18 protein-coding genes are annotated in these 20042 nt (G+C 61.2%); 6 read left to right on the top strand and 12 right to left on the bottom strand.

The features are described from left to right. Nucleotides 1-84 precede the first annotated feature (84 nt). The 4 genes from IC234_RS20280 to IC234_RS20265 all read right to left on the bottom strand — a co-directional run bounded on the left by IC234_RS20280 (nt 85) and on the right by IC234_RS20265 (nt 6315). Nucleotides 85-1269 carry an acetyl-CoA C-acyltransferase gene (locus tag IC234_RS20280; protein ID WP_190928302.1) on the bottom strand — a complete coding sequence of 395 codons (1185 nt, stop codon included), beginning with the start codon at nt 1267-1269 and terminating at the stop codon, nt 85-87. A 122-nt stretch (nt 1270-1391) separates the two neighbouring features. Beyond that, complete coding sequence (locus tag IC234_RS20275; RefSeq protein WP_190928300.1) at nt 1392-3800, bottom strand: 3-hydroxyacyl-CoA dehydrogenase/enoyl-CoA hydratase family protein; 2409 nt, start codon at nt 3798-3800, stop codon at nt 1392-1394. A gap of 87 nt (nt 3801-3887) precedes the next feature. Continuing rightward, complete coding sequence (locus IC234_RS20270; RefSeq protein WP_190928298.1) at nt 3888-4367, bottom strand: MarR family winged helix-turn-helix transcriptional regulator; 480 nt, start codon at nt 4365-4367, stop codon at nt 3888-3890. A 166-nt stretch (nt 4368-4533) separates the two neighbouring features. Continuing rightward, a complete protein-coding gene (locus IC234_RS20265) occupies nt 4534-6315 on the bottom strand; it encodes an AMP-dependent synthetase/ligase (protein ID WP_190928296.1) in 1782 nt (593 codons plus the stop codon). A gap of 199 nt (nt 6316-6514) precedes the next feature. Here IC234_RS20265 and IC234_RS20260 point away from each other — a divergent pair, with 199 nt between their 5' ends. The 4 genes from IC234_RS20260 (at nt 6515) to IC234_RS20245 (ending at nt 9555) form a co-directional block, all read left to right on the top strand. Then, nucleotides 6515-7666, top strand: a complete 1152-nt coding sequence (locus IC234_RS20260) for a formimidoylglutamase (protein ID WP_190928294.1) — start codon at nt 6515-6517, stop codon at nt 7664-7666. Between the two features lie 117 nt (nt 7667-7783). Continuing rightward, on the top strand, nt 7784-8050 hold the full coding sequence (locus IC234_RS20255) for a cytochrome b5 domain-containing protein (RefSeq protein WP_190928292.1): 267 nt from the start codon (nt 7784-7786) through the stop codon (nt 8048-8050). Between the two features lie 9 nt (nt 8051-8059). After that, complete coding sequence (murQ, locus tag IC234_RS20250; protein ID WP_190928290.1) at nt 8060-8863, top strand: N-acetylmuramic acid 6-phosphate etherase; 804 nt, start codon at nt 8060-8062, stop codon at nt 8861-8863. Nucleotides 8864-8970: 107 nt separating this feature from the next. Continuing rightward, nucleotides 8971-9555 (top strand): hypothetical protein, encoded by a 585-nt coding sequence (locus tag IC234_RS20245; protein ID WP_190928288.1) that lies wholly within the window; start codon nt 8971-8973, stop codon nt 9553-9555. Nucleotides 9556-9615: 60 nt separating this feature from the next. Here IC234_RS20245 and IC234_RS20240 read toward each other — a convergent pair whose 3' ends face one another. From IC234_RS20240 to era, 3 genes are all read right to left on the bottom strand, one after another. Further along, on the bottom strand, nt 9616-9867 hold the full coding sequence (locus IC234_RS20240; protein WP_190928286.1) for a hypothetical protein: 252 nt from the start codon (nt 9865-9867) through the stop codon (nt 9616-9618). A gap of 171 nt (nt 9868-10038) precedes the next feature. Then, the gene (gene der, locus IC234_RS20235) at nt 10039-11367 is read right to left on the bottom strand and encodes a ribosome biogenesis GTPase Der (protein WP_190928284.1); all 1329 of its coding nucleotides are present in this window, start codon (nt 11365-11367) and stop codon (nt 10039-10041) included. A 163-nt stretch (nt 11368-11530) separates the two neighbouring features. After that, nucleotides 11531-12430: a GTPase Era gene (gene era / locus IC234_RS20230; protein WP_190928282.1), complete on the bottom strand. Its 900-nt coding sequence runs from the start codon at nt 12428-12430 to the stop codon at nt 11531-11533. A 227-nt stretch (nt 12431-12657) separates the two neighbouring features. Between era and hemH the strand changes: the two genes are divergently transcribed. Continuing rightward, nucleotides 12658-13701, top strand: coding sequence for a ferrochelatase (gene hemH / locus IC234_RS20225; RefSeq protein WP_190928280.1), 1044 nt, complete (start codon nt 12658-12660; stop codon nt 13699-13701). Nucleotides 13702-13832: 131 nt separating this feature from the next. Continuing rightward, a complete protein-coding gene (locus IC234_RS20220) occupies nt 13833-15026 on the top strand; it encodes a T9SS type A sorting domain-containing protein (protein ID WP_190928278.1) in 1194 nt (397 codons plus the stop codon). A 12-nt stretch (nt 15027-15038) separates the two neighbouring features. On the opposite strand, the gene IC234_RS20215 is transcribed toward IC234_RS20220, so the two are convergent. From IC234_RS20215 to glmM, 5 genes are all read right to left on the bottom strand, one after another. Continuing rightward, complete coding sequence (locus IC234_RS20215; RefSeq protein ID WP_190928276.1) at nt 15039-15485, bottom strand: PRC-barrel domain-containing protein; 447 nt, start codon at nt 15483-15485, stop codon at nt 15039-15041. 11 nt (nt 15486-15496) lie between these two features. After that, on the bottom strand, nt 15497-16210 hold the full coding sequence (locus IC234_RS20210) for a hypothetical protein (protein ID WP_190928273.1): 714 nt from the start codon (nt 16208-16210) through the stop codon (nt 15497-15499). Between the two features lie 165 nt (nt 16211-16375). Next, a complete protein-coding gene (locus tag IC234_RS20205) occupies nt 16376-17107 on the bottom strand; it encodes a PA2169 family four-helix-bundle protein (protein ID WP_190928271.1) in 732 nt (243 codons plus the stop codon). Nucleotides 17108-17329: 222 nt separating this feature from the next. Further along, on the bottom strand, nt 17330-18499 hold the full coding sequence (locus IC234_RS20200; protein ID WP_190928269.1) for a cysteine desulfurase family protein: 1170 nt from the start codon (nt 18497-18499) through the stop codon (nt 17330-17332). 107 nt (nt 18500-18606) lie between these two features. Further along, on the bottom strand, nt 18607-20004 hold the full coding sequence (glmM, locus tag IC234_RS20195; protein WP_190928267.1) for a phosphoglucosamine mutase: 1398 nt from the start codon (nt 20002-20004) through the stop codon (nt 18607-18609). Nucleotides 20005-20042: the final 38 nt, after the last annotated feature.

Raw genomic sequence — 20042 nt, 5'->3', positions numbered from 1 at the left:
AGATATGAAAAAATGTTAGGCGTGCCGACTATTTACTGAAAAGAAAACCCCGGCGTTCGGGGTTTTCTTTTCAGTAAATAGTCGCTACTTCAGCAGCTCGTAGATGCCGGCCACGCCCTGGCCGCCGCCCACACAGGCCGTAACCATGCCGTACTTCTTGCCGCTCTCGCGCAGCTCGTCGAATAGCTGGATGCTGAGCTTGGCGCCGGAGCAGCCAAGCGGGTGGCCCAGGGCAATGGCGCCGCCGTTCACGTTCAGCTTCTCGGGGTCGATGCCCAGTTCGCGCACCACGGCGATGGACTGCGAAGCGAAGGCCTCGTTCAGCTCAATCAGGTCGATGTCGTTGAGGGTGAGGCCGGCTTGCTTGAGCACTTTCGGCACGGCCTTGATGGGGCCCATGCCCATGATGCGCGGGTCCACGCCTTCGGAAGCATAGTTCACCATGCGGGCCACGGGCTCCAGGTTCAGCTCCTTCACCATGCGCTCCGACATCACGAGCACGAAGGCGGCGCCGTCGGAGGTTTGGGAGGAGTTGCCGGCGGTCACGGTGCCGTTGGCGGCAAACACGGGGCGCAGCTTGGCGAGGGCTTCCACCGAGGTGTCGGCGCGGGGGCCTTCGTCGGTATCCACCACGTAGGAGCGGTTTTTCTTCTTGCCGGTGGCCTGGTCGAGGTAGGTTTCCTCCACCGTCACGGGCACAATCTGCTTCTTGAACTTGCCGCCTTCAATGGCCTTGATGGCCTTCTGGTGCGAGTTGTACGAGAATTCGTCCTGGTCCTGGCGGCTGATTTTGTAGTCGTTGGCCACGGCTTCGGCGGTGAGGCCCATGCCCATGTAATAGTCGGGGTGCTGCATGGCCAGCTTGTAGTTGGGCACGGTTTTCCAGCCCACGGTGGGCACCATGCTCATGCTCTCGGTGCCGCCCGCGATGATGCAGTCGGCCATGCCGGCCGAGATTTTGCCCACGGCCATGGCAATGGTTTCGACACCGGAGCCGCAGTAGCGGTTCACGATGAGGCCGGGCACGTTGATGGGCAGGGCCAGCAGCGAAATAAGGCGGCCCATTTGCAGGCCCTGCTCGGCCTCGGGCACGGCATTGCCGACAATGACGTCGTCGATGCGCGTGGGGTCGAGGGCCGGCACCTGAGCCACGAGGTGCTTGATAACAGTGGCCGCGAGGTCGTCGGGCCGGGTGAAGCGGAAGCCGCCGCGCGGGGCTTTGCCCACGGCCGTGCGGTAGCCGGCAACGATATATGCAGTCTGGTTCATGTTGTTTGAAATGTCATCCTGAACGCAGTGAAGGACCTTATCAATCCTGCACCGCTGGGGTTTAAAACGCTAACAAAGGCCGCCGTGATAAGATGCTTCCTTCGTCAGCATGACAGACGATTTTAGTTGCGCAACGGCTTGCCGGTGGTCAGAATGCTCTGAATACGCTCCAGGGTCTTGCGCTCGCCGCACAGCGACAGGAAGGCTTCGCGCTCCAAATCCAGCAGGTACTGCTCGCTCACTTCGGTGGGCGACGACAGGTCGCCGCCGCACATCACGTAGGCCAGCTTGTCGGCAATGAGCTGGTCGTGGGTCGAGATGTAGTTGCCTTGCTGCATGGCGTACACGCCGGTTTTGAACATGGCCAGCGCGCCCTTGCCGTGCACCTTGATGTTGGTTTTCGGCGTGGGCTGGGTGTAGCCGGCATCGGCTAAATCCAGCGCGGCGGCTTTGGCGGCGGCGATGACGCGGTTGCTGTTCACCACGATTTCGTCGCCCCGGCGCAGGAAGCCCAGGTCAAACGCCTCAGCTGCGGAGGTCGAAACCTTGGCCGTGCTGATGGTCATGTAGGTGTTGCGCAGCAGGTTGAATTCGGGCTCGCCTTCTTCGTACTTGGCTGCGGTACGTAGGGTCATTTCCTTGGTGCCGCCGCCGCCGGGAATCAGGCCCACGCCGAATTCCACGAGGCCGATGTAGGATTCGGCCGCCGCTACCACCCGGTCGCAGTGCAGGTTCAGCTCGCAGCCGCCGCCCAACGTGAGGCCGTGCGGGGCGCCCACCACCGGAATGCTGCTGTAGCGCATCCGCATCATGGCGTTCTGGAACTGCGAAATCATCAGGTTAAGCTCGTCGAACTCCTGCTCTAGGGCCTGCATGTACACGAGGCCCAGGTTGGCGCCGGCCGAGAAGTTCGGGGCGTCGTTGCCCACCACGAGGCCGCGGTAGCCTTTTTCGGCCATGTCCACGCCGCGCAGCAGGCCCTCGATGACGTCCTGGCCCAGCGCGTTCATTTTGGAGTGAAACTCCACGTTCAGGATGCCGTCGCCGAGGTCGACCACCGAGGCGCCGGAGTTTTTCCAGAGCACCTTGCCGCTGGCGCGCAGGTTGTCGAGGATGATGAAGTTCTCCACGCCCGGAATGGCTTGGTAGCTCTTCGATTCGATGTCGTAGAACTGGCGGGCGCCGCTGGCGTCTACCTTATAAAAGGTCGTATTGCCGGCGGCCAGCATCTCTTCTATCCACGGCGCCACGGTGCGGCCGGCGGCTTTGGCCAGGTCCACGCCGGCCTGCAGGCCCAGGGCGTCCCAGGTTTCGAACGGGCCCATTTCCCAGCCGAAGCCGGCGCGCAGGGCGTCGTCAATCTTGTAGAGCTGGTCGGAGATTTCCGGCACGCGGTTGCTCACGTAGGCAAACAGGCTGCCGAAGCTCAGGCGGTAGAATTCGCCGGCCTTGTCCTTCCCTCCTACCAATACTTTAAATCGGTCAGCCAGCTTGTCGATGCTCTTCGTCAGCTCCAAGGTGGCGAATTTCACCTTCTGGCTCGGCTTGTATTCCAGCGTGTTCAAATCCAGCGCGTGGATTTCCGACTTGCCACCTTCGCCCTTCACTTTCTTGTAGAAGCCCTGGCCGGTTTTGTCGCCCAGCCACTTGCTCTCGCCCATCTTCTTCACGAAATCGGGCAGCACGAATACGTCCTTGGCCTCGTCGTTGGGCAGGCCCTGGGCCAGGCCGTTGGCCACGTTGATGGTCGTGTCCAGACCCACCACGTCGGAAGTGCGCAGGGTGGCCGACTTCGCGTGGCCAATCACCGGGCCGGTCAGCTTGTCGGTTTCTTCCACGGTCAGGCCCAGCTTCTGCATGGTCTGCATGGCGTCGAGCAGGGCAAACACGCCCACGCGGTTGGCAATGAAGCCGGGCGTGTCCTTGGCCAACACCACCGTCTTGCCCAGGTACAAGTCGCCGTAGTGCTGCAGGAAATCCAGCACCTCCGCGTCGGTGTCCGGCGTCGGAATGATTTCGAGCAGCTTCAGGTAGCGCGGCGGGTTGAAGAAGTGCGTGCCCGCAAAATGCTTCTTGAAATCCTCCGACCGGCCCTCGGCCAGCAGGTGAATCGGGATGCCCGAGGTGTTGCTGGTAATGAGCGTGCCGGGCTTGCGGAACTGCTCCACCCGCTCGTAGAGGCTCTTTTTGATATCAAGCCGCTCTACCACCACCTCAATGGTCCAGTCGCAGCCGGCAATGTCTTTCAGGTTGTCGTCGAGGTTGCCGGTTTTGATGCGGCTGGCGTCGGCCTTGCGGTAGAGCGGCGACGGGTTGGCCGTGATGGCGGCCTGCAGCGCGGCGTTCACGATGCGGTTGCGCACGGCGGGCGCGTCCAGTTTCAGGCCTTTTTTCTCTTCGTCGGGCAGCAGCTCCTTGGGCGCAATGTCCAGCAGCAGCACCTGCACGCCAATGTTGGCGAAATGGCAGGCAATGCGCGAGCCCATGACGCCGGAACCCAGCACGGCAACTTTCTTGATGGTTCGTTTCATCCTCTTTCTTGGGTGGTTAAGGGTAATGAGGTGAGAGAATAGTCGTGACATCCCGAGTGCCGCGAGGCACTCCGGTCCAGTGTCGTATTAAGAAGCGGAGGTTTCCTGCCGCAGTGATTTCAGCACGAAATCTTCGAAGAGGGTTTTGCCCTCAATCATGCCCGTAATCTGGGCGGCGACCTTGAAGAAGCTGTCGAGCTGGCTCTGCGGGATTTTCTCGCGCACTTTCAGGTTGAAGTGGCGCACGGTTTGGCGCGACACCTCTTTTTTTTCCAGCCCGAGCGGGGTCAGAAAAATGCGCACCGAGCGTTTGTCCACCGAGTCGGCCTGCTTGTAGATGAGGCCTTTTTCCTCCATGCTGCGCAAAATGCGGGTCAGGCTGCGGGTTTCGAGGCCGAGCAGCGGCGCAATTTTGGTGGCTGGCGTGCCCTTCTCCTGGTCGATGTTCAGCAACACAAAGCCTATGCTGGTGGTGATGTCGTTCTGCGCCGCCTGGGTGTTGTACATCCGCGAAATCGCATGCCAAGCCACTTTGATGTTGTAATCGACGGTTTCTTCGGGTTTCATAAGCAGACGGTAAGTGCGGTAAACTTACGAAAAATTTGTTAGGCTTGCATACTAGTTTCCAATTAAAAAAGTTGGAGAAGCGCCGCCTTTGCCGGCTTCCCCAACTTCCTTTTTGTGTGCGCAAACCAGCGAAAGGCGCCTCTCTGACGCCCTTCGCCGCGGTCGTTTAACGCTTCTCGGCCTGCAGGTACAGGCTGTCGATGAGGTCCTTGTTTTTCTCGGTAATCACCTTGCGCTTCACCTTCATGGTGGGCGTCATCTCGCCGCTTTCCACGGTCCAGAGTTCGGGCAGCAGCACAATGCGCTTCACCTGCTCCCACTGCGCGAAGCTTTGGTTGTACTTCTTCACCAGTCCTTCGAAGAGGTCCACGATTTTCTCGTTTTTGATGAGTTCTTCGTTGGAGCAGTCGCAATTCACGTTGTTGCGCTTGCACCAGCCCTTCAGGTCCGAGAACGAAGGAACGACCAGCGCGGAGGGAAACTTTTGGTCGGCGCCCACCACCATGGCCTGCTCGATGAGCGGGTCTTCCTTCAGCTTGCCTTCGATGACCTGCGGGGCAATGTACTTGCCGCCCGACGTCTTGAACATCTCCTTCTTGCGGTCGGTGATTTTCAAAAACTTGCCGTTCACCAGTTCGCCAATGTCGCCGGTGTGGAACCAGCCCTCCTTGTCAAACACTTCAGCCGTCAGCTCGGGCTTGTTGTAGTAGCCCTTCATCACGGAGGCCGATTTGGTCAGAATCTCGCCATCGGCGGCAATTTTCACTTCCATGTTGTCGATGAGCGGGCCCACCGTGCCAATCATGTTGTTTTCCGGCTCGTAGCCGCCCACGGCAATCACCGGCGAGGTTTCCGTCAGGCCGTAGCCCTCCATCACCCGGATGCCCGCCGCCCAGAATACGCGCGCCAGGCGCGGCTGCAGGGCCCCGCCGCCGCTCACAATACAGCGCAGGTTGCCGCCCAGCGCCTCGCGCCATTTGTTAAAAATAAGCTTATTGGCCAGCGCCAACTGCGTGTTGTATAGGAAGCCCTGGTCCTTTTGGGTGTCGAACTTCAGGCCCAAGTCCAAAGCCCAGAAGAAGAGGCTCTTCTTCACGCCTTCCAACTCGTGGCCTTTGGCCACAATCTTGTCGTACACCTTCTCCAGCAGGCGCGGCACGGTGGTAAAAATCTGGGGCTTCACTTCGCGCAGGTTGTCGGCGATGACGTCCATGCTTTCGGCGTAATAGATGCTCACACCGTTTATCATGTACAGGTAGGTCACCATGCGCTCGAAAATGTGGCAGAGCGGCAGGAAACTCAGGGCCTTATCGTCTTTCGTGACGGGCACAAAGCGCTGCGAGTTGCGGCAGTTGCTCAGGATGTTGTCGTGCGTGAGCATCACGCCCTTGGGGCTGCCGGTTGTGCCGCTGGTGTAGATGAGGGTGAGCAAATCGTCGGGCTCCACGGCGGCTTTCAGCGGGTCGAGGTCGGCGGCATTGCCCTTTTTGCCAATTTCGAGCAGTTCGCTGAAGTGACGGGCACCGTCAATCTTGTCGAACGTGAAGATGTTTTCGGCGGGAATGTCGAGGCCCTGCGTGGCTTCCTTCACCTTGTCGAACAGCTTGGCATCGGCCACGAACACGGCCCGCACGCCGGCGTCGGTGAAGATGTATTTGTAATCTTCGACGGTGATGCTGGGGTACATCGGCACGCTGGTGGCCCCGATTTGGGAGATGCCGAAATCGGCCAGCATCCACTCCGGGCGGTTCATGCTGATGATGGCCACCTTGTCGCCGCGCTTGAGGCCGAGCGACACGAGGCCCAGGCTGACGAGGTTGGCCTGGTCGAGCAATTGCTGGCTGCTGATGGGCACCCACTGCCCGTTTATTTTCGACGCCAACGCGTCGGGCTTGGGCGAAGTGGCAATTTGATGCGGGAGGATATCGAAAGCGCGACGGACGTCCATGGGGGTGGGATTTGCTGAAAGCAGGCGAGTGAAATTCACCTTAAATAAAAAGCTTTTTTCGTGGGCAAGCTACGCCTGCGGGGCGCAGCGGTAGTGCTGCGCTTACGGGTAAAAACCAATCAGGCCGCAAAAACGGTCAAAAAACCATCGGAGCGGCCTTTTCCTGTGTAATTTTGGGGCGCTTGCTTTTCCGTCCCCAATGAACCTGGCCCTGTTTTTTGACCCCCTGCCGGAAACGCTGACCGCCGCCGCGCCCGCGCCCACCACGCTGGCCGCCTACGCCACCCGCTTCACCGAAACGTTTCCGGACTGGCGCGCCGCCGACCTGGCCCTCATCGGGCTGGACGAATGGCGCGGCAGCGCCACCGGCCACCCCAGCCGCCACGGCGCCAACGAGGTGCGCCACCGTTTCTACAGCCTGCAGAAAGGCAGCGGCGCCGTGCGCCTCGTCGACCTGGGCAACCTGCGCCCCGGCCTCACGCTGGAAGACACCTACCAGCGCCTGCGCGAAATCATTGGGGCGCTGATTGAGGAAAACACGGTGCCGATTCTGCTCGGCGGCAGCCACGACCTCGACTACGGCCAGTTTCTGGCCTACGAAACCCAGAACCGCGCCATCAGCTTCGCCATGGTCGACTCGCGGCCCGACATGGCCGAGCCCGGCCCCGGCACGCCGCCCGAAGACAGCCACCTGCGCCGCATGCTGGTGCACGAGCCCAATTTCGTGTTCAGCCTGGCCCACTTGGGCCACCAGCAGTACCTCACGCCGCCCGAAGTGCTGGTGGCGCTGGAGAAAATGCACTTCGAGACCATGAGCGTGGGCGAGGTGCGGGCCGACCGGCGCCTGTCGGAGCCGCTCATCCGGCAGGCCGATTTCATGAGCGTCGACATTGCCGCCATTCGCTGGCAGGACGCGCCGGGCTATTATCCGGCCTATCCCTTTGGCCTCGGCAACGAGGAAGCCACGCAGCTGTGCTGGTACGCGGGCCACAACGAGCAACTCAGCTCCTTCGGCCTGTATGGCTACCGCACCGACCAGGACACCAACGGCATGGCCGCCGCTACGCTGGCCACCATGCTGTGGTATTTCGTGGAAGGCTTCTACCACCGCCGCCCCGAAACGGGCTTCGGCACCTTCCGCTTCCTCACCTACACCGTGGTGCTGCCCGGCAACCCCGACAAGCTGGTGTTCTACAAATCGCGCCGCGCCGAGAAGTGGTGGATGGAAGTGGAGCGCCTGGGCGACAATGCCGTGAAGCGCGTGGTGCCCTGCACCTACGAAGACTACCTGAATGCCTCGCAGGGCGACCTGCCGCAGCGCTGGATTCGGCTGCAAGCCCTGCTGAGCTAAGTTTTACTTGTTTGTAAAAAGAGAGCGTCATGCTGAGCGAAGTCGAAGCATCTCTACCGCACAGCTAATCATTACTAATTGCAACGAAGCGGTAGAGATGCTTCGACTTCGCTCAGCATGACCACTCAGGCCAATTCAATTGAGGAAACCGCCCTCCCCACCTACACCAAGCGCCAGCTGGCCCTGCGCAATGGGCAGGACCGCGACGAAATCTGGGTAGCCTACCAGGGCCGGATTTACGACGTGAGCCGCTCACGCCTGTGGCGGCGCGGCAACCACTACGAGCACTGGGCCGGCCAGGACCTCACCGCCGAACTCGACCGCGACGCTCCGCACACAGCCAACGTTTTTGATAACTTTCCCGTCATTGGGCACCTGACTTAATCCCCGGCCATGACCACCGAATCCCCGTCCGAATTCGACCACCTCGAAACCCTTTCCACCTCCGAGCTGCTGGCCGGCATGAACCGCCTCGACCACACCGTGCCCGACACCGTGGCCAAAGCCCTGCCCCAGATTGAGCGGCTGGTAGAGGCCATTGTGGCGCGGCTGGGCGCCGGTGGGCGGTTGTTTTACATCGGCGCGGGCACCAGCGGGCGGCTGGGCGTGGTAGATGCGTCGGAGTGTCCGCCCACGTTCGGCGTGCCGGCAAGCCTGGTGGTGGGCATCATGGCGGGCGGCGACGGCGCCATTCGCCAAGCCGTGGAAGGCGCCGAAGATGACGCCGAACAGGCCTGGATTGATTTGCAGCAGCACAACATCAACGCCAACGACGTGCTGGTGGGCATCGCCGCTTCGGGGCGCACGCCCTACGTCATCGGCGGGCTGAACCGGGCCCGGGCGGCGGGCTTGGCCACCGGCTGCGTGGTGTGCAACGCCGGCTCGGCCGTGGCCGCGGCGGCCGAGTTTCCGGTGGAAGTGGTGACGGGGCCGGAGTTCCTCACGGGCAGCACACGCCTCAAAGCCGGCACGGCCCAGAAACTGGTGCTCAACATGCTCACCACCGCCACGTTCATTCGCCTGGGCCGCGTGAAGGGCAACAAGATGGTCGACATGCAGCTCTCGAACGAAAAGCTGGTGCACCGCGGCGAGAAGATGCTCATGGAAGAACTGGGCATTGAAGAAGCCGAAGCCGTGCAACTGCTGAAGCAGCACGGCGGCGTGCGCGCCGCGCTGGACGCCCGGGCAAAGCAGTAACACCACCTGCTTTGCCTTGTGGCTCACCGGCTTATTTTTTTGGCCGAACGATTCGGGCTTAATGGCGTTTCTAGGTAGGCACCGGCTACAGCCGATGCTACTCCGCTATGCACACCATCGAGCCACATTATAACTGGATTGACCAGTACTCCGCTTCCGAAGACCCCCGCTCACCCCTCTTCGAAGCCGAGAACAGCCTGGAGGCGTACACCAACACCATTTACGGCTACTACATTCATCCGCAGTGGGATAGCCTGGGCTCCGACACGCTGTTCTTCAAAATCCTGTTTGCCGATTACGAGGACGGCATTGCCATTCTGGAGTTCATCGGCGAGTGGAACGACGCCATCGAGAATGACATCATGGAGCTCAAGCGCAACATCATTGATGTGCTGGTGCACGAGGGCATTCGCAAGTTCATTCTGGTGGGCGAGAACGTGTTCAACTTCCACGGCTCCGATGACGACTACTACGAGGAGTGGTACGAGGACGTGGAAGACGGCTGGATTGCGGGCGTGAACTTCCTGGAGCACGTGCAGCGCGAGATGAAGCAGTACAACGTCGACAACTACATCAACTTCGGCGGGCAGCTCGACGACCTGCCGTGGCGGACCTACGAGCCGCGCCGGCTGTTTGAGATGGTGGACCACGTGCTGAACCGCCGCCTGGGCGCTCCGGAAACCGAACTGTAAGCACAACGAAAAAAGCCCCACCGTTTCCGGTGGGGCTTTTTGGTGCCGTAAGGCGAAGAATTACTTCTTCACTTCTTCAGCGGGGGTTTCGGTAGCAGGAGCCATCTTGTCGGCAGCATCCTCCATTTTGTCCGACTTAGCATCGGCCGAGTCACGCACGGCGTCAGCCTTGTCTTCCATGGCATCAGCTTTGGCTTCGCCAGCAGCTTCTACGTTGTCAGCAGCCTGCTCGGTAGCTTCTTCTTTCTTGCTTTCGCAAGCGGTGAACGAGAACGAGGCAGCAGCCAGGGCGAGGAACAATACTTTTTTCATCTGGGGTTGGGGTTAAAATGTGGGGTGAGATTCGAAACGACTTTCGAAGTTCTGCGCGGGACAAATCTTCAAATTCGGGGCTTTATACCGAAGTTGGAAATAGGTAACCCGCTCGCTCAAAAATTTGTGAAGAATTTATGAACGAGCTTTTCTCTCCCCTGCGGCGGCCGGCTATTTCTTGCGGAACACGATGCCGATGGGCACGCCCTTGAAGTCGAAGTTCTCGCGCATGCGGTTTTCGAGGTAGCGCGTGTAGCTGGCCGTCACGTACTGCGGCAGGTTGCAGAAGAAGGCAAACACCGGGTTGTGGGTGGGCAGCTGCGTCACGTACTTAATGCGGACCATCTTGCCCTTCACGGCCGGCGGACCGTAGCGCTCAATTTCCTTCAGCATCACGTCGTTGAGCTGCGAAGTCGGAATTTTACGGCGCTTGTTGTGGTATACTTCGATGGCCGTTTCGATGGCCTTGTGCACGCGTTGCTTGTTAAGCACCGAAATGAAAATGACGGGCGGATAGGCAATGGGCGCTAGCTTCTCCATGATTTTCGCTTCAAAATCCTTGGCGGTGTTGGTCTGCTTGTCCTCCACCAGGTCCCACTTGTTCACCAAAATGACGATGCCTTTGCGGTTTTTGTCGGCTAGGGTGATGATGTTCACGTCCTGGGCCTCGATGCCGCGGCTGGCGTCGAGCATCACGATGCACACGTCCGACTCTTCCAGGGCGCGCAGGCTGCGCATGTTGGCGTAAAACTCCACGTCCTCGCTCACCTTGGCCTTGCGGCGCAAACCGGCCGTGTCGACCAGAATAAACTCGTTGCCGAAGGCATTGTAGCGGGCCGAAATGGAGTCGCGGGTGGTGCCGGCGATGTCGGTCACGATGCTGCGGTCTTCGCCCAGCAGCAGGTTTACAAGGCTGGACTTGCCCACGTTGGGGCGGCCCACCACGGCAATGCGCGGAATCTCGGACTCGGGCTCTTCCTCGCCGGGGTCGTCGAAGTGGCTCACCACCTGGTCGAGCAGTTCGCCGGTGCCGTGGCCGTTCTGGCTGCTGATGGCGAAGATTTCGCCGTCGCCGAGGCCCAGCGAATAAAACTCTCCGGCACCGTGGGCGCGCAGGTTGGTGTCGGCCTTGTTGGCCACCAGGTAGATGGGCTTTTTGCCCAGGTAGCGGCGCAGCACCGAGGCAAACTCCTCGTCGAGGCCGTGCACGCCGGCTTCGGCGTCCACCATGAAGAGCACCACGTCGGCCTCTTCAATGGCCAGCTTCACTTGCTTGTTGATTTCGCCCTCGAAAATGTCTTCCGAATTGTGCACGTAACCGCCCGTGTCAATCACGGTGAAGTTCTTGCCAATCCAGTCGCCGTAGCCGTAATGACGGTCGCGGGTCACGCCGCTCTCGTTGTCCATGATGGCCTTGCGCTGGCCCACGAGGCGGTTGAAAAGCGTGGATTTGCCCACGTTGGGCCGCCCCACGATGGCGATGGTGTTCTGCTTAGACATGTTGTGTGGCCCCAGCCGCCGACCCGACCTAGATTCGGCAGTGCCCGGGGTTATATATGTTATAGATGGTCGGAATTGAGATTTGAGAAGTGGGATGGTGAGACATGAGAAGTAAGACGAGTTACGAATGGACGGTCTGTCTCATGTCTCACCGTCCCACTTCTCACGATTGATATCCAAACCGGCTCAGCGCTTTCGCGTCGGTGCGCCAGTTCTCGTTCACTTTCACGTGCAGCTCCAGAAACACCTTTTTGAGGAAAAACTTCTCCATTTCCTCTCGCGCCCAGGTGCCTACTTTCTTCAGCGCCTCGCCGCCCTGGCCGATGACGATGCCCTTTTGGCTGCTGCGCTCCACGTAGATGATGCCGCGGATGCGGATGATGGCGTCTTCTTCCTTAAACTCTTCGATAACCACCTCGCAGCTGTAGGGTATCTCCTTTTTATAGAGCTTGAAGATTTTCTCGCGCACCATTTCGGCGGCGAAAAAACGCTCGGGCTTGTCGGTCAGTTCGTCTTTGGGGTAGTAGGCGGGGTGAATGGGCAAGCGTTCGAGCACCATTTCCAGCACCCGCTCGGTGCCAAAGGCGTTGAGGGCCGAAATGGGCAATACCTCGGCGGCGTTGGGCAGCTGCTCTTTCCAGTACGCCAGCTTGGCCTCCACATCGGCCTGCTCGGCTTGGTCAATCTTGTTGACAAGTAGGATGATGGGCGTGTCCACCATCTTACGCAGGCGCTCTACCACGGGCTCTTCGTCGTGCTTCTCGTAGATATCGGTCACGAACAGCACCACATCAGCGTCTTCGAGCGACGAATACACGAACGACATCATGGCATTGTGCAGCTCGTACTTGGGCTGAATGATGCCGGGCGTATCGGAATAAATCAGCTGAAAATCATCGCCGTTGAGGATGCCCAGGATGCGGTGGCGCGTGGTCTGGGCCTTGCTCGTGACGATGCTAAGCCGCTCGCCCACCAGCGCGTTCATGAGCGTGGACTTGCCCACGTTGGGCTTGCCAATGATGCTCACAAAGCCGGCGCGGTGGGGTTTGGTTTCGGGGTTCACGATGGATGGGTTTGATAATCAGGGCCGCAAAGGTACGGCTTACGGGGCGGAAAAGCTAAGGCAGGCCGTAAATCGGACATTAGAGGCCACCTCCGAAACCATGCCAGCGGCCGGCTGTTTGCTGGGCAGGCGCGTGGTGCGCAGGTGCTGTGAGCCCGCGCCTGCGCACAGAATCCCGCCCCGCACGGACTCACAGAGTCCACGCGACAGTCCCGAACTTTGCACCAATGAATTCCACTACTTCGCCCAACGCCCGCATTGGCGTGCTGCTCGTCAACCTCGGCACGCCCGACTCGCCCAATACGCCCGACGTGCGGCGCTACCTCAACGAATTCCTTACCGACGGCCGCGTGGTCGACATGCCGGCCGCCATTCGCTACCCGCTGTTTCAGGGGCTGGTGGTGCCGCTGCGGGCGCCCAAGTCGGCCAAGATTTACAAGGAGCTCTGGACGGAGCGGGGCTCGCCCCTGCTCTTTCACGGCCTCGACTTGCAAAAGAAAGTGCAGGCCGAGCTGGGTGAGCGCTACGTGGTGGCCTTCGGCATGCGCTACCAGAAGCCCAGCATCGAGAAAGCGCTGGAGGAGCTGCGCGCGGCCGAGGTGGAGCGCATCATTGTGCTGCCGCTGTTTCCGCAGTATGCGTCGGCCAGCACGGGCTCGGTGCAGGAAAAGGTGATGGACATCGTGAAAGACTGGTGGGTGGTGCCCAGCATCAGCTTCATCAGCCAGTTTGCTACCGACCCCGGCTTCATTGCCACCATCGTGGCGCGCGGCCGGGCCGAAATGGCCAAGCACGACTACGACCACATCGTGTTCAGCTACCACGGTATTCCGGAGCGCCACGTCAAGAAAGGCGACCCCACCAACTACTGCCGCTTCGGCAGCTGCTGCGACACGCTCACGCCCCAAAACCAGTACTGCTACCGCGCCCAGTGCTTCGCCACGTCGCGCCTGGTGGCCGAAGGCCTCGGCATTGGCCCCGAGCAGTACACGGTGGCCTTCCAGAGCCGCCTGCAAAGCCGCCTGCGCGACCCCTGGCTGCAGCCCTACACCGACGAAGTGCTGAAGGAATACCCCGCCAAGGGCATTCACAACGTACTGGCATTCTCCCCCGCCTTCGTGGCCGACTGCCTCGAAACCACCATCGAGGTGGGCGAAGAATTCAAGGAAATGTTTGAGGAGGCAGGCGGCAAGCACTGGCAACTGGTGCCCTCGCTGAATTCGGAGCCGCAGTGGGTAGACGCCGTGGCCGAGATGATTCGGCGGAATTAGCACACGCGCAAACGCATGTCGGTGAAGGCCCTGTTGAGCATAGCTCGGCAGGGCCTTCTTGCATATTTATATTTCCATCAACCGCATTTGCTGTAACTTCGGGGTTTCTTCTTCCGCAATTTCCCACCCAAATGCGCTTTCGTTACACGTTTGCCCTGGTTTTCAGTTTAGCATCCGCAATTCAGGCTCAGGCCCAGCAAACAGTCAAAATCCTATTTGATGCCACCAAAGCCCAAACGGCCGGCAACGCCGATTGGGTGATTGATGCCGACGTGGCAGGCAGCGCCCAGCGCCTGCCCACACCCGCCCAAAACACCATCACGGCCAGCACGGCCGAAGGCTTCTGGACGGGTGCCATCTCCTCGTGGGGCATTGCGCTGGTGAAGCGCGGCTACCAGGTCGAAACCCTGCCCAGCAGCGGCCGCATCACCTACGGCGACGCCAGCAATGCCCAGGACCTGCGCAATTACGCGGCCTACATTGTGGACGAGCCCAACACGCGCTACACCGCGGCCGAGAAAACGGCTATTCTGAACTACGTGCGCAACGGCGGCGGCTTGTTCATGATTTCGGACCACACCATTTCGGACCGCAATGGCGACGGCTGGGATTCGCCGGCCATCTGGAACGACCTGATGAGTTCGGCCAGCCCCGCCAACCCCTTCGGCATCACCTTCGACTTGAACAACCTCACCTTCACCAGCGGGGTGGGCGCGGCGGCGGCCCCGGCCGACTCGCTGCTGCACGGCCCCGCCGGCAACCCCGTGGCCATGGAATACCACAACGGCGCCAGCCTCACGCTGAGCCCGGCGGCCAATGCCAGCGTGCACGGCGTCCTGTTCCGGCCCGGCGCGGCCACTACCGGCACCACCGGCGCCCTGGTGGCGTGGGCCCGCTACGGCCGGGGCCGCGTGGCCGCCCTCGGCGATTCGTCGCCGCCCGACGACGGCACCGGCGCCCCCGGCAACAACCTTTACGACGGCTGGGCCGCGGAGGCCAACGGCGACCACGCCCGTATTCTGCTCAACGCCACCATCTGGCTGGCCACGCCCAATCGCATCGTCAGCGCCGCGCGCCGCGCCACTGAGGCCGATTTCAGCCTCTATCCCAACCCCAGCGCCGACGCCTTTTTCATCAGCGGCCACGTGCTGCCCACGGCAATTCGCTGCCAGGACATGCTCGGCCAGCCCGTGGCCATTACCAGCACACCGGCCGGCGCGGGCGCCCTGCGCATAGAAGCGGCTGGCCTGGCGCCGGGCCTCTACGTGCTCAGCTTGCGCCTGCCCGACGGGCAGGTGCTTACGCGCCAAATTGCGCGGCAGTAGCAGGCGGACGAATCACGACGCCCGGCGGCTGTAGAAGCTGTCGGTATCGAACGATTCCTGCTCGTAGAAGCGGGGGTTGGCGGTGGGCTCCTTGCCCAGCGCGCGCAGCATGGCTTCCTCGTATTCGCGGGTAATCTGAATTTCGATGTAGGGCGGGTAGTTCAGCACCGACTCGGCGTTGAGCGCCGGCACAAACACGTTGTCGCCTTCTTCATCGAGCGAAGCAGCCCCGATGGGCAGCAGGATGTGGTTTTCGTGCTCGTTGATGTGGAAACGCGAGTCCAGCTCCACGTCGATGTAGCGCACCTTCATGGCGTCGGGGTCCACAATCAGCTCAAACACAGTGCCCAGGGCCTGGCCATCGTTGCCGCGCACGGTCCAGCCGCGCACGTCGGGGTTGTCGTCGGCTACTTCAAAATCGGTGAGGTCGCGCAGGCGACGCAGCACGGGAGTTTCCATGGCTTGATTCGTTAATTCAGGGTGTGTTGGGCGGGCTCGCTCAGGGCGCGCACGATGTCGGCCGCTTTGGTCAGGAACTGCTGGGTTTGCTGCTGGTCGGCGGCCGTGGCACTGCGGCCCGACAGCTGGTCCGCCAGCCGCGTCAGCTCGGCGGCCTGGCTTTCCAGCTCAGGGTAGGCTTTCTGCTGCATGGCCCTGATGAGGGAAGCCGCTGCCACAAAGCCCGGCCGGAGGCTGACCTTAGGGTCGCCCAGGCGGTCGGTGGCGCTGGTCAGATTGTCGCGCTGCTCCGTGATGGTGGGGTCGCGCAGGTCGTCGCGGTCGGTGAGCGACACAAGCACGCCGGTGAGCTTTTGCAAGCCGTTGCGGGCGTAGCCGGGCGCGGCCGGGTCGGTGGCAGCCTGGGCGGCCAGCGAGGCCGCGGTTTCGGTGCTGGCTTCTTCGGCGGCGGTAGTGCCACCGGGCCCGGCGGGGTTGTGCGATTGGCGGAACGTGTGCCCGGCTGCGGTATCGGCGGGGGCCGGCGCGGCAGTATCGGCCGTTGCTGAGGCTGTTGTATCGGTCGCAGTGCCCGCTACACCGGTATTGGCAGGCGGGGCGGGCTCGTCGGCGGGGTCGGGCCGGAGGAAAAAGTAAGCGGCTACCGCCACGGCAGCCACCGCCAGCAGCACCAGAATCCAGGGGCTGGGCGACGCTTTCTTGCGTTGAATGTTGATATCAGCCATGCTGAAGTAAAAAGCTAAAAAACCATCTTCCTGTACGCTAATGTACCCGGGCGGTTTTTATCAGCTCACAGGACGCCCATTCCACCACACTGATTCCACCTTTGGCCACAAAAAATCCGGCCGCGCGGGTGCACGGCCGGATTTCAACGTTGTCGTCTTCCGCACTTACCGCGTGGTAGCGTCCATGCGCTTCAGTTCGCCGTAGGTTTTCTTCGACTGCGCATACTGGTGTTCCACGGCCCGGCGCATGGGGCCGGTGAGGGTGCCGTCGTTGAGGGCTTCTTCGTAGGCCTTCAGGGCCCACTCCTCGCCGTAAATGTTCGAGCCGATGATGGAGCTTTCGTCGCGGCCGGTCACGGCAGCCTTGGCATCCATGAAGGCGCGGTAGAGCTTGCCTTTCAGGGTGGTGCTGTTCTGGCGGCCGGCGCCCTCCTGGTCGAGGTAGGCGTTCAGCTGGTTGGCAAATTGCTGGCTTTGGCTCACTAGCTGCAAGTAGTAGCTGCGGTGCTGGGTGTCCTGGCTTTCGTCGGCGGCGCGGCGGTAGCCCTCAATGCGGTCATTCACAAAGTACAGCAGCTCGTTGATGGTAGCGGCTTGGGCGCGCTTGGCGCTGCTGCCGCGGCGGGCCAGATAAGTGGCCCCAGCTACTAACAAGGCGCCGCCTACCACTTTCTGGGTAATACTCAGCTTGTTGAAACTAGTAGTAGCGGTGTTGCCCACGTTTTTCAGCGAGGCCGGCACCTTGTTCAGCAGTTCCTTGGCATTGCTGTCTTTGAGCCACTGCTGGGCTTTGGTCAGCAGGGCTTCGGCGGCGTTGCCGTTGGGGGTTGCGTTAGCATTGTCGGTAGCGGGCGTGGCCGTCGGGGTAGCTTCGGGGGAGGCGTTAGTTGGTTCCATTAGTGGTTGTGCTTGGAATAGGAAGGTGTAACAATCAATCCTGCCTACGCCCAAACCCCTGTTGGCGTTCGATTAAACACGCCCTTCCCTACCCAGCCCAGCCCACTCCTACCGTTCGATAACCTCCGCTCAGCGCGGCATGCAACTGCCTGACGCCGACCTCAGGCCCACTTCGTCCCAGCCAAGCCCCCAATCGTGCTGCCTTCTCCGATTTATTATTTTCTACACCGCTACCGGCCGGTAGAGCTTGGCCAGCGCCTCCACGGCGTAGTCTACTTCGGCCGCGGTGTTCATCTTGCTCATCGAGAAGCGCACCGTGGCGCGGTCGGGGTCGCAGCCCAGCGCTTCCAACACGTGCGAACCCGCCTGGGCGCCGCTGGTACAGGCCGAGCCGCCCGAGGCCGCCACTTTGTTGATGTCAAGGTTGAACAGCAGCATCTCGTTGATGGCCGACGGCGGCAAACTCACGCTCAGCACCGTGTAAAGGCTCTTATCGGCGTGCTCCGAGAGGCCATTGAACTGCACGTCGTCAATCTCGGCCCGCAGCTTTTCGATGAAACGGGTTTTCAAGCCCTGCACGTGGGCCTGGTGGTAGGCCAGGTCGCGCACCGCAATTTCCAAGGCCTTGGCCAGGCCCACGATGCCGTACACGTTTTCGGTGCCCGAGCGCACGTTGCGCTCCTGCGAGCCCCCGTGAATGAGCGGGCTCACCTGCAGGCCGCTGCGGGTATAAATGAACCCCACTCCTTTCGGCCCGTGAAATTTGTGCGCCGAACCTACCAAGAAGTGGTTTTTCAGCTGCTGCACGTCGTGCCGGTAGTGGCCCATGGTCTGCACCGTATCGGTGTGGAACACGGCGTCGTAGCGCGCACAAATTTCGCCAATGGCCTCAATGTCATTGAGGTTGCCAATTTCGTTGTTGGCGTGCATCAGGCTCACAAAAGTGCGCGACTGCCCCGTCAGCAGCTCTTCCAAGTGGCCCAAATTTAGCGCGCCCTGGGCGTCGTGCTTCACGTAGTGCAGCTCAATTTCGCCCAGCTTGGCCAGCGCCTGCAGCGGGTGCAGCACGGCGTGGTGTTCCAATTTGGAAGTAATGGCGTGCTTCAGGCCCAGCGTGCGAATGCTGCCAAAGGCCGCGTAGTTGTCGGCCTCGGTGCCGCCGCTGGTGAAAATGATTTCCGACGGGGCCGCATTCAGCAAATGGGCCACCGTCTTGCGAGCGTTTTCGATGGCCGCGCGCACCTGCCGGCCGGGCCCGTGCAGGCTGCTCGGGTTGCCGTAATGGTTGCGCAGAAAGGGCAGCATGGCCTCCAGCACCTCCGGGTCGAGCGGCGTGGTGGCGGCGTTGTCGAAGTAAACGAAGGCGGGGGCGGACGGGGTGGTTGGGGTCATGGGGTGAAGAAAGACGGGTTGACCGGGCGTGGGTGCGCCCGGCCAACCCGGTTGTCAATGCACAAACCTCGGACTTTTAGCCGAAAGCAACCGCCCAGCGCTCAGCCTTATGCCTTCACGGCAATAATCTCCTTGATATCGCCAATGATTTTCTGGGCCAGGTAGTCGGCCGTGGCGTTGGTTTCCGACTCGGCGTAGATGCGAATAATGGGCTCGGTGTTGGACTTGCGCAGGTGCACCCATTCCTTGTCGAACTCAATCTTCACGCCGTCGATGGTGTTCACCGGCTGCTTGGCGTAGCGCTTCTGCATCTGCACCAGCACGTTGTCCGTGTCGATTTCCGGCGTCAGCTCAATTTTATTCTTCGAGATGAAGTAGCCGGGGTAGGTGTTGCGCAAGCGGCTCACCGTCAGGCCCGACTTGGCCAGGTGCGTCAGAAACAAGGCAATGCCCACCAAAGCGTCGCGGCCGTAGTGCAGCTCGGGGTAAATAATGCCGCCGTTGCCTTCGCCACCAATCACGGCGTTGGTTTCCTTCATCTTGGTCACCACGTTCACCTCGCCCACGGCGGCCGCGGCGTAGCTGCCGCCGGCCTTTTCGGTCACGTCGCGCAGGGCACGGGTGCTGCTCAGGTTGCTCACGGTGTTGCCGCCCCCCAAGGCTTTCAGCACGTAGTCGGCCACGGCCACCAGCGTGTATTCTTCGCCAAACATCTCGCCGTTTTCGCTCACCAGGGCCAGGCGGTCCACGTCGGGGTCCACCACGATGCCGAGGTCGAAACCGCCTTTTTCCAGCACCTTGGCAATGTCGCGCAGGTGTTCGGGCAGGGGTTCGGGGTTGTGGGCAAAGTCGCCGGTGGGCTCGCAGTGCAGCTTCTCAATGGTGGTCACGCCCAGCGCTTCCAGCAGTTGCGGCACGGCAAAGCCGCCCGAGGAGTTCACGGCATCCACCACCACCCGGAAGTTGCGGGCCTTGATGGCTTCCACGTCCACCAACGGCAGGGCCAGAATGGCCTTGATGTGCTTTTTGAGGAAGGTGTTGTCGGTGGTGTACTGGCCCAGCTTGGTCACGGGCGCAAAGTCGAAACCTTCGCTTTCGGCCAGGGCCAGCACCTGCTGCCCGTCGGTGTCCGAAATGAACTCGCCATTGGCGTTGAGCAGCTTCAGGGCGTTCCACTGCTTGGGGTTGTGCGAGGCCGTGAGGATGATGCCCCCGGCCGCGCTCTTGGCGGGCACGGCCATCTCCACGGTGGGCGTGGTGCTCAGGCCGAGGTCGCACACGTCGAGGCCGAGGCCCTGCAGGGTCGCGGCCACGAGGCGGCTCACCATGTCGCCCGAGAGGCGGGCGTCGCGGCCAATGACGATGAGCTTGCTATCAGTGGCTTGGGTTTTTACCCACGTGCCGTAGGCGGCGGCATACTTTACCACGTCGAGGGGGGTCAGGCCTTGCCCAACCGGGCCCCCGATGGTGCCGCGAATGCCGGATATTGATTTTATGAGAGTCACGCAGTAGATTTTTTGAAAGACCAAAATTAGGCATGAAC

This window comes from Hymenobacter armeniacus, assembly GCF_014699055.1.
Lineage (GTDB): Bacteria > Bacteroidota > Bacteroidia > Cytophagales > Hymenobacteraceae > Hymenobacter > Hymenobacter armeniacus.
This window is presented reverse-complemented; position numbering and strand designations above follow the sequence as displayed.

Coding starts and splice junctions, on each gene's coding strand:
- IC234_RS20260 (WP_190928294.1), top strand. CDS start 6,515: ATGAACCTGGCCCTGTTTTTTGACCCCCTGCCGGAAACGCTGACCGCC.
- murQ (WP_190928290.1), top strand. CDS start 8,060: ATGACCACCGAATCCCCGTCCGAATTCGACCACCTCGAAACCCTTTCC.
- der (WP_190928284.1), bottom strand. CDS start 11,367: ATGTCTAAGCAGAACACCATCGCCATCGTGGGGCGGCCCAACGTGGGC.
- IC234_RS20205 (WP_190928271.1), bottom strand. CDS start 17,107: ATGGAACCAACTAACGCCTCCCCCGAAGCTACCCCGACGGCCACGCCC.
- hemH (WP_190928280.1), top strand. CDS start 12,658: ATGAATTCCACTACTTCGCCCAACGCCCGCATTGGCGTGCTGCTCGTC.
- IC234_RS20270 (WP_190928298.1), bottom strand. CDS start 4,367: ATGAAACCCGAAGAAACCGTCGATTACAACATCAAAGTGGCTTGGCAT.
- IC234_RS20255 (WP_190928292.1), top strand. CDS start 7,784: ATGACCACTCAGGCCAATTCAATTGAGGAAACCGCCCTCCCCACCTAC.
- IC234_RS20215 (WP_190928276.1), bottom strand. CDS start 15,485: ATGGAAACTCCCGTGCTGCGTCGCCTGCGCGACCTCACCGATTTTGAA.
- IC234_RS20240 (WP_190928286.1), bottom strand. CDS start 9,867: ATGAAAAAAGTATTGTTCCTCGCCCTGGCTGCTGCCTCGTTCTCGTTC.
- IC234_RS20245 (WP_190928288.1), top strand. CDS start 8,971: ATGCACACCATCGAGCCACATTATAACTGGATTGACCAGTACTCCGCT.
- IC234_RS20220 (WP_190928278.1), top strand. CDS start 13,833: ATGCGCTTTCGTTACACGTTTGCCCTGGTTTTCAGTTTAGCATCCGCA.
- IC234_RS20210 (WP_190928273.1), bottom strand. CDS start 16,210: ATGGCTGATATCAACATTCAACGCAAGAAAGCGTCGCCCAGCCCCTGG.
- IC234_RS20265 (WP_190928296.1), bottom strand. CDS start 6,315: ATGGACGTCCGTCGCGCTTTCGATATCCTCCCGCATCAAATTGCCACT.
- IC234_RS20275 (WP_190928300.1), bottom strand. CDS start 3,800: ATGAAACGAACCATCAAGAAAGTTGCCGTGCTGGGTTCCGGCGTCATG.
- IC234_RS20200 (WP_190928269.1), bottom strand. CDS start 18,499: ATGACCCCAACCACCCCGTCCGCCCCCGCCTTCGTTTACTTCGACAAC.
- IC234_RS20280 (WP_190928302.1), bottom strand. CDS start 1,269: ATGAACCAGACTGCATATATCGTTGCCGGCTACCGCACGGCCGTGGGC.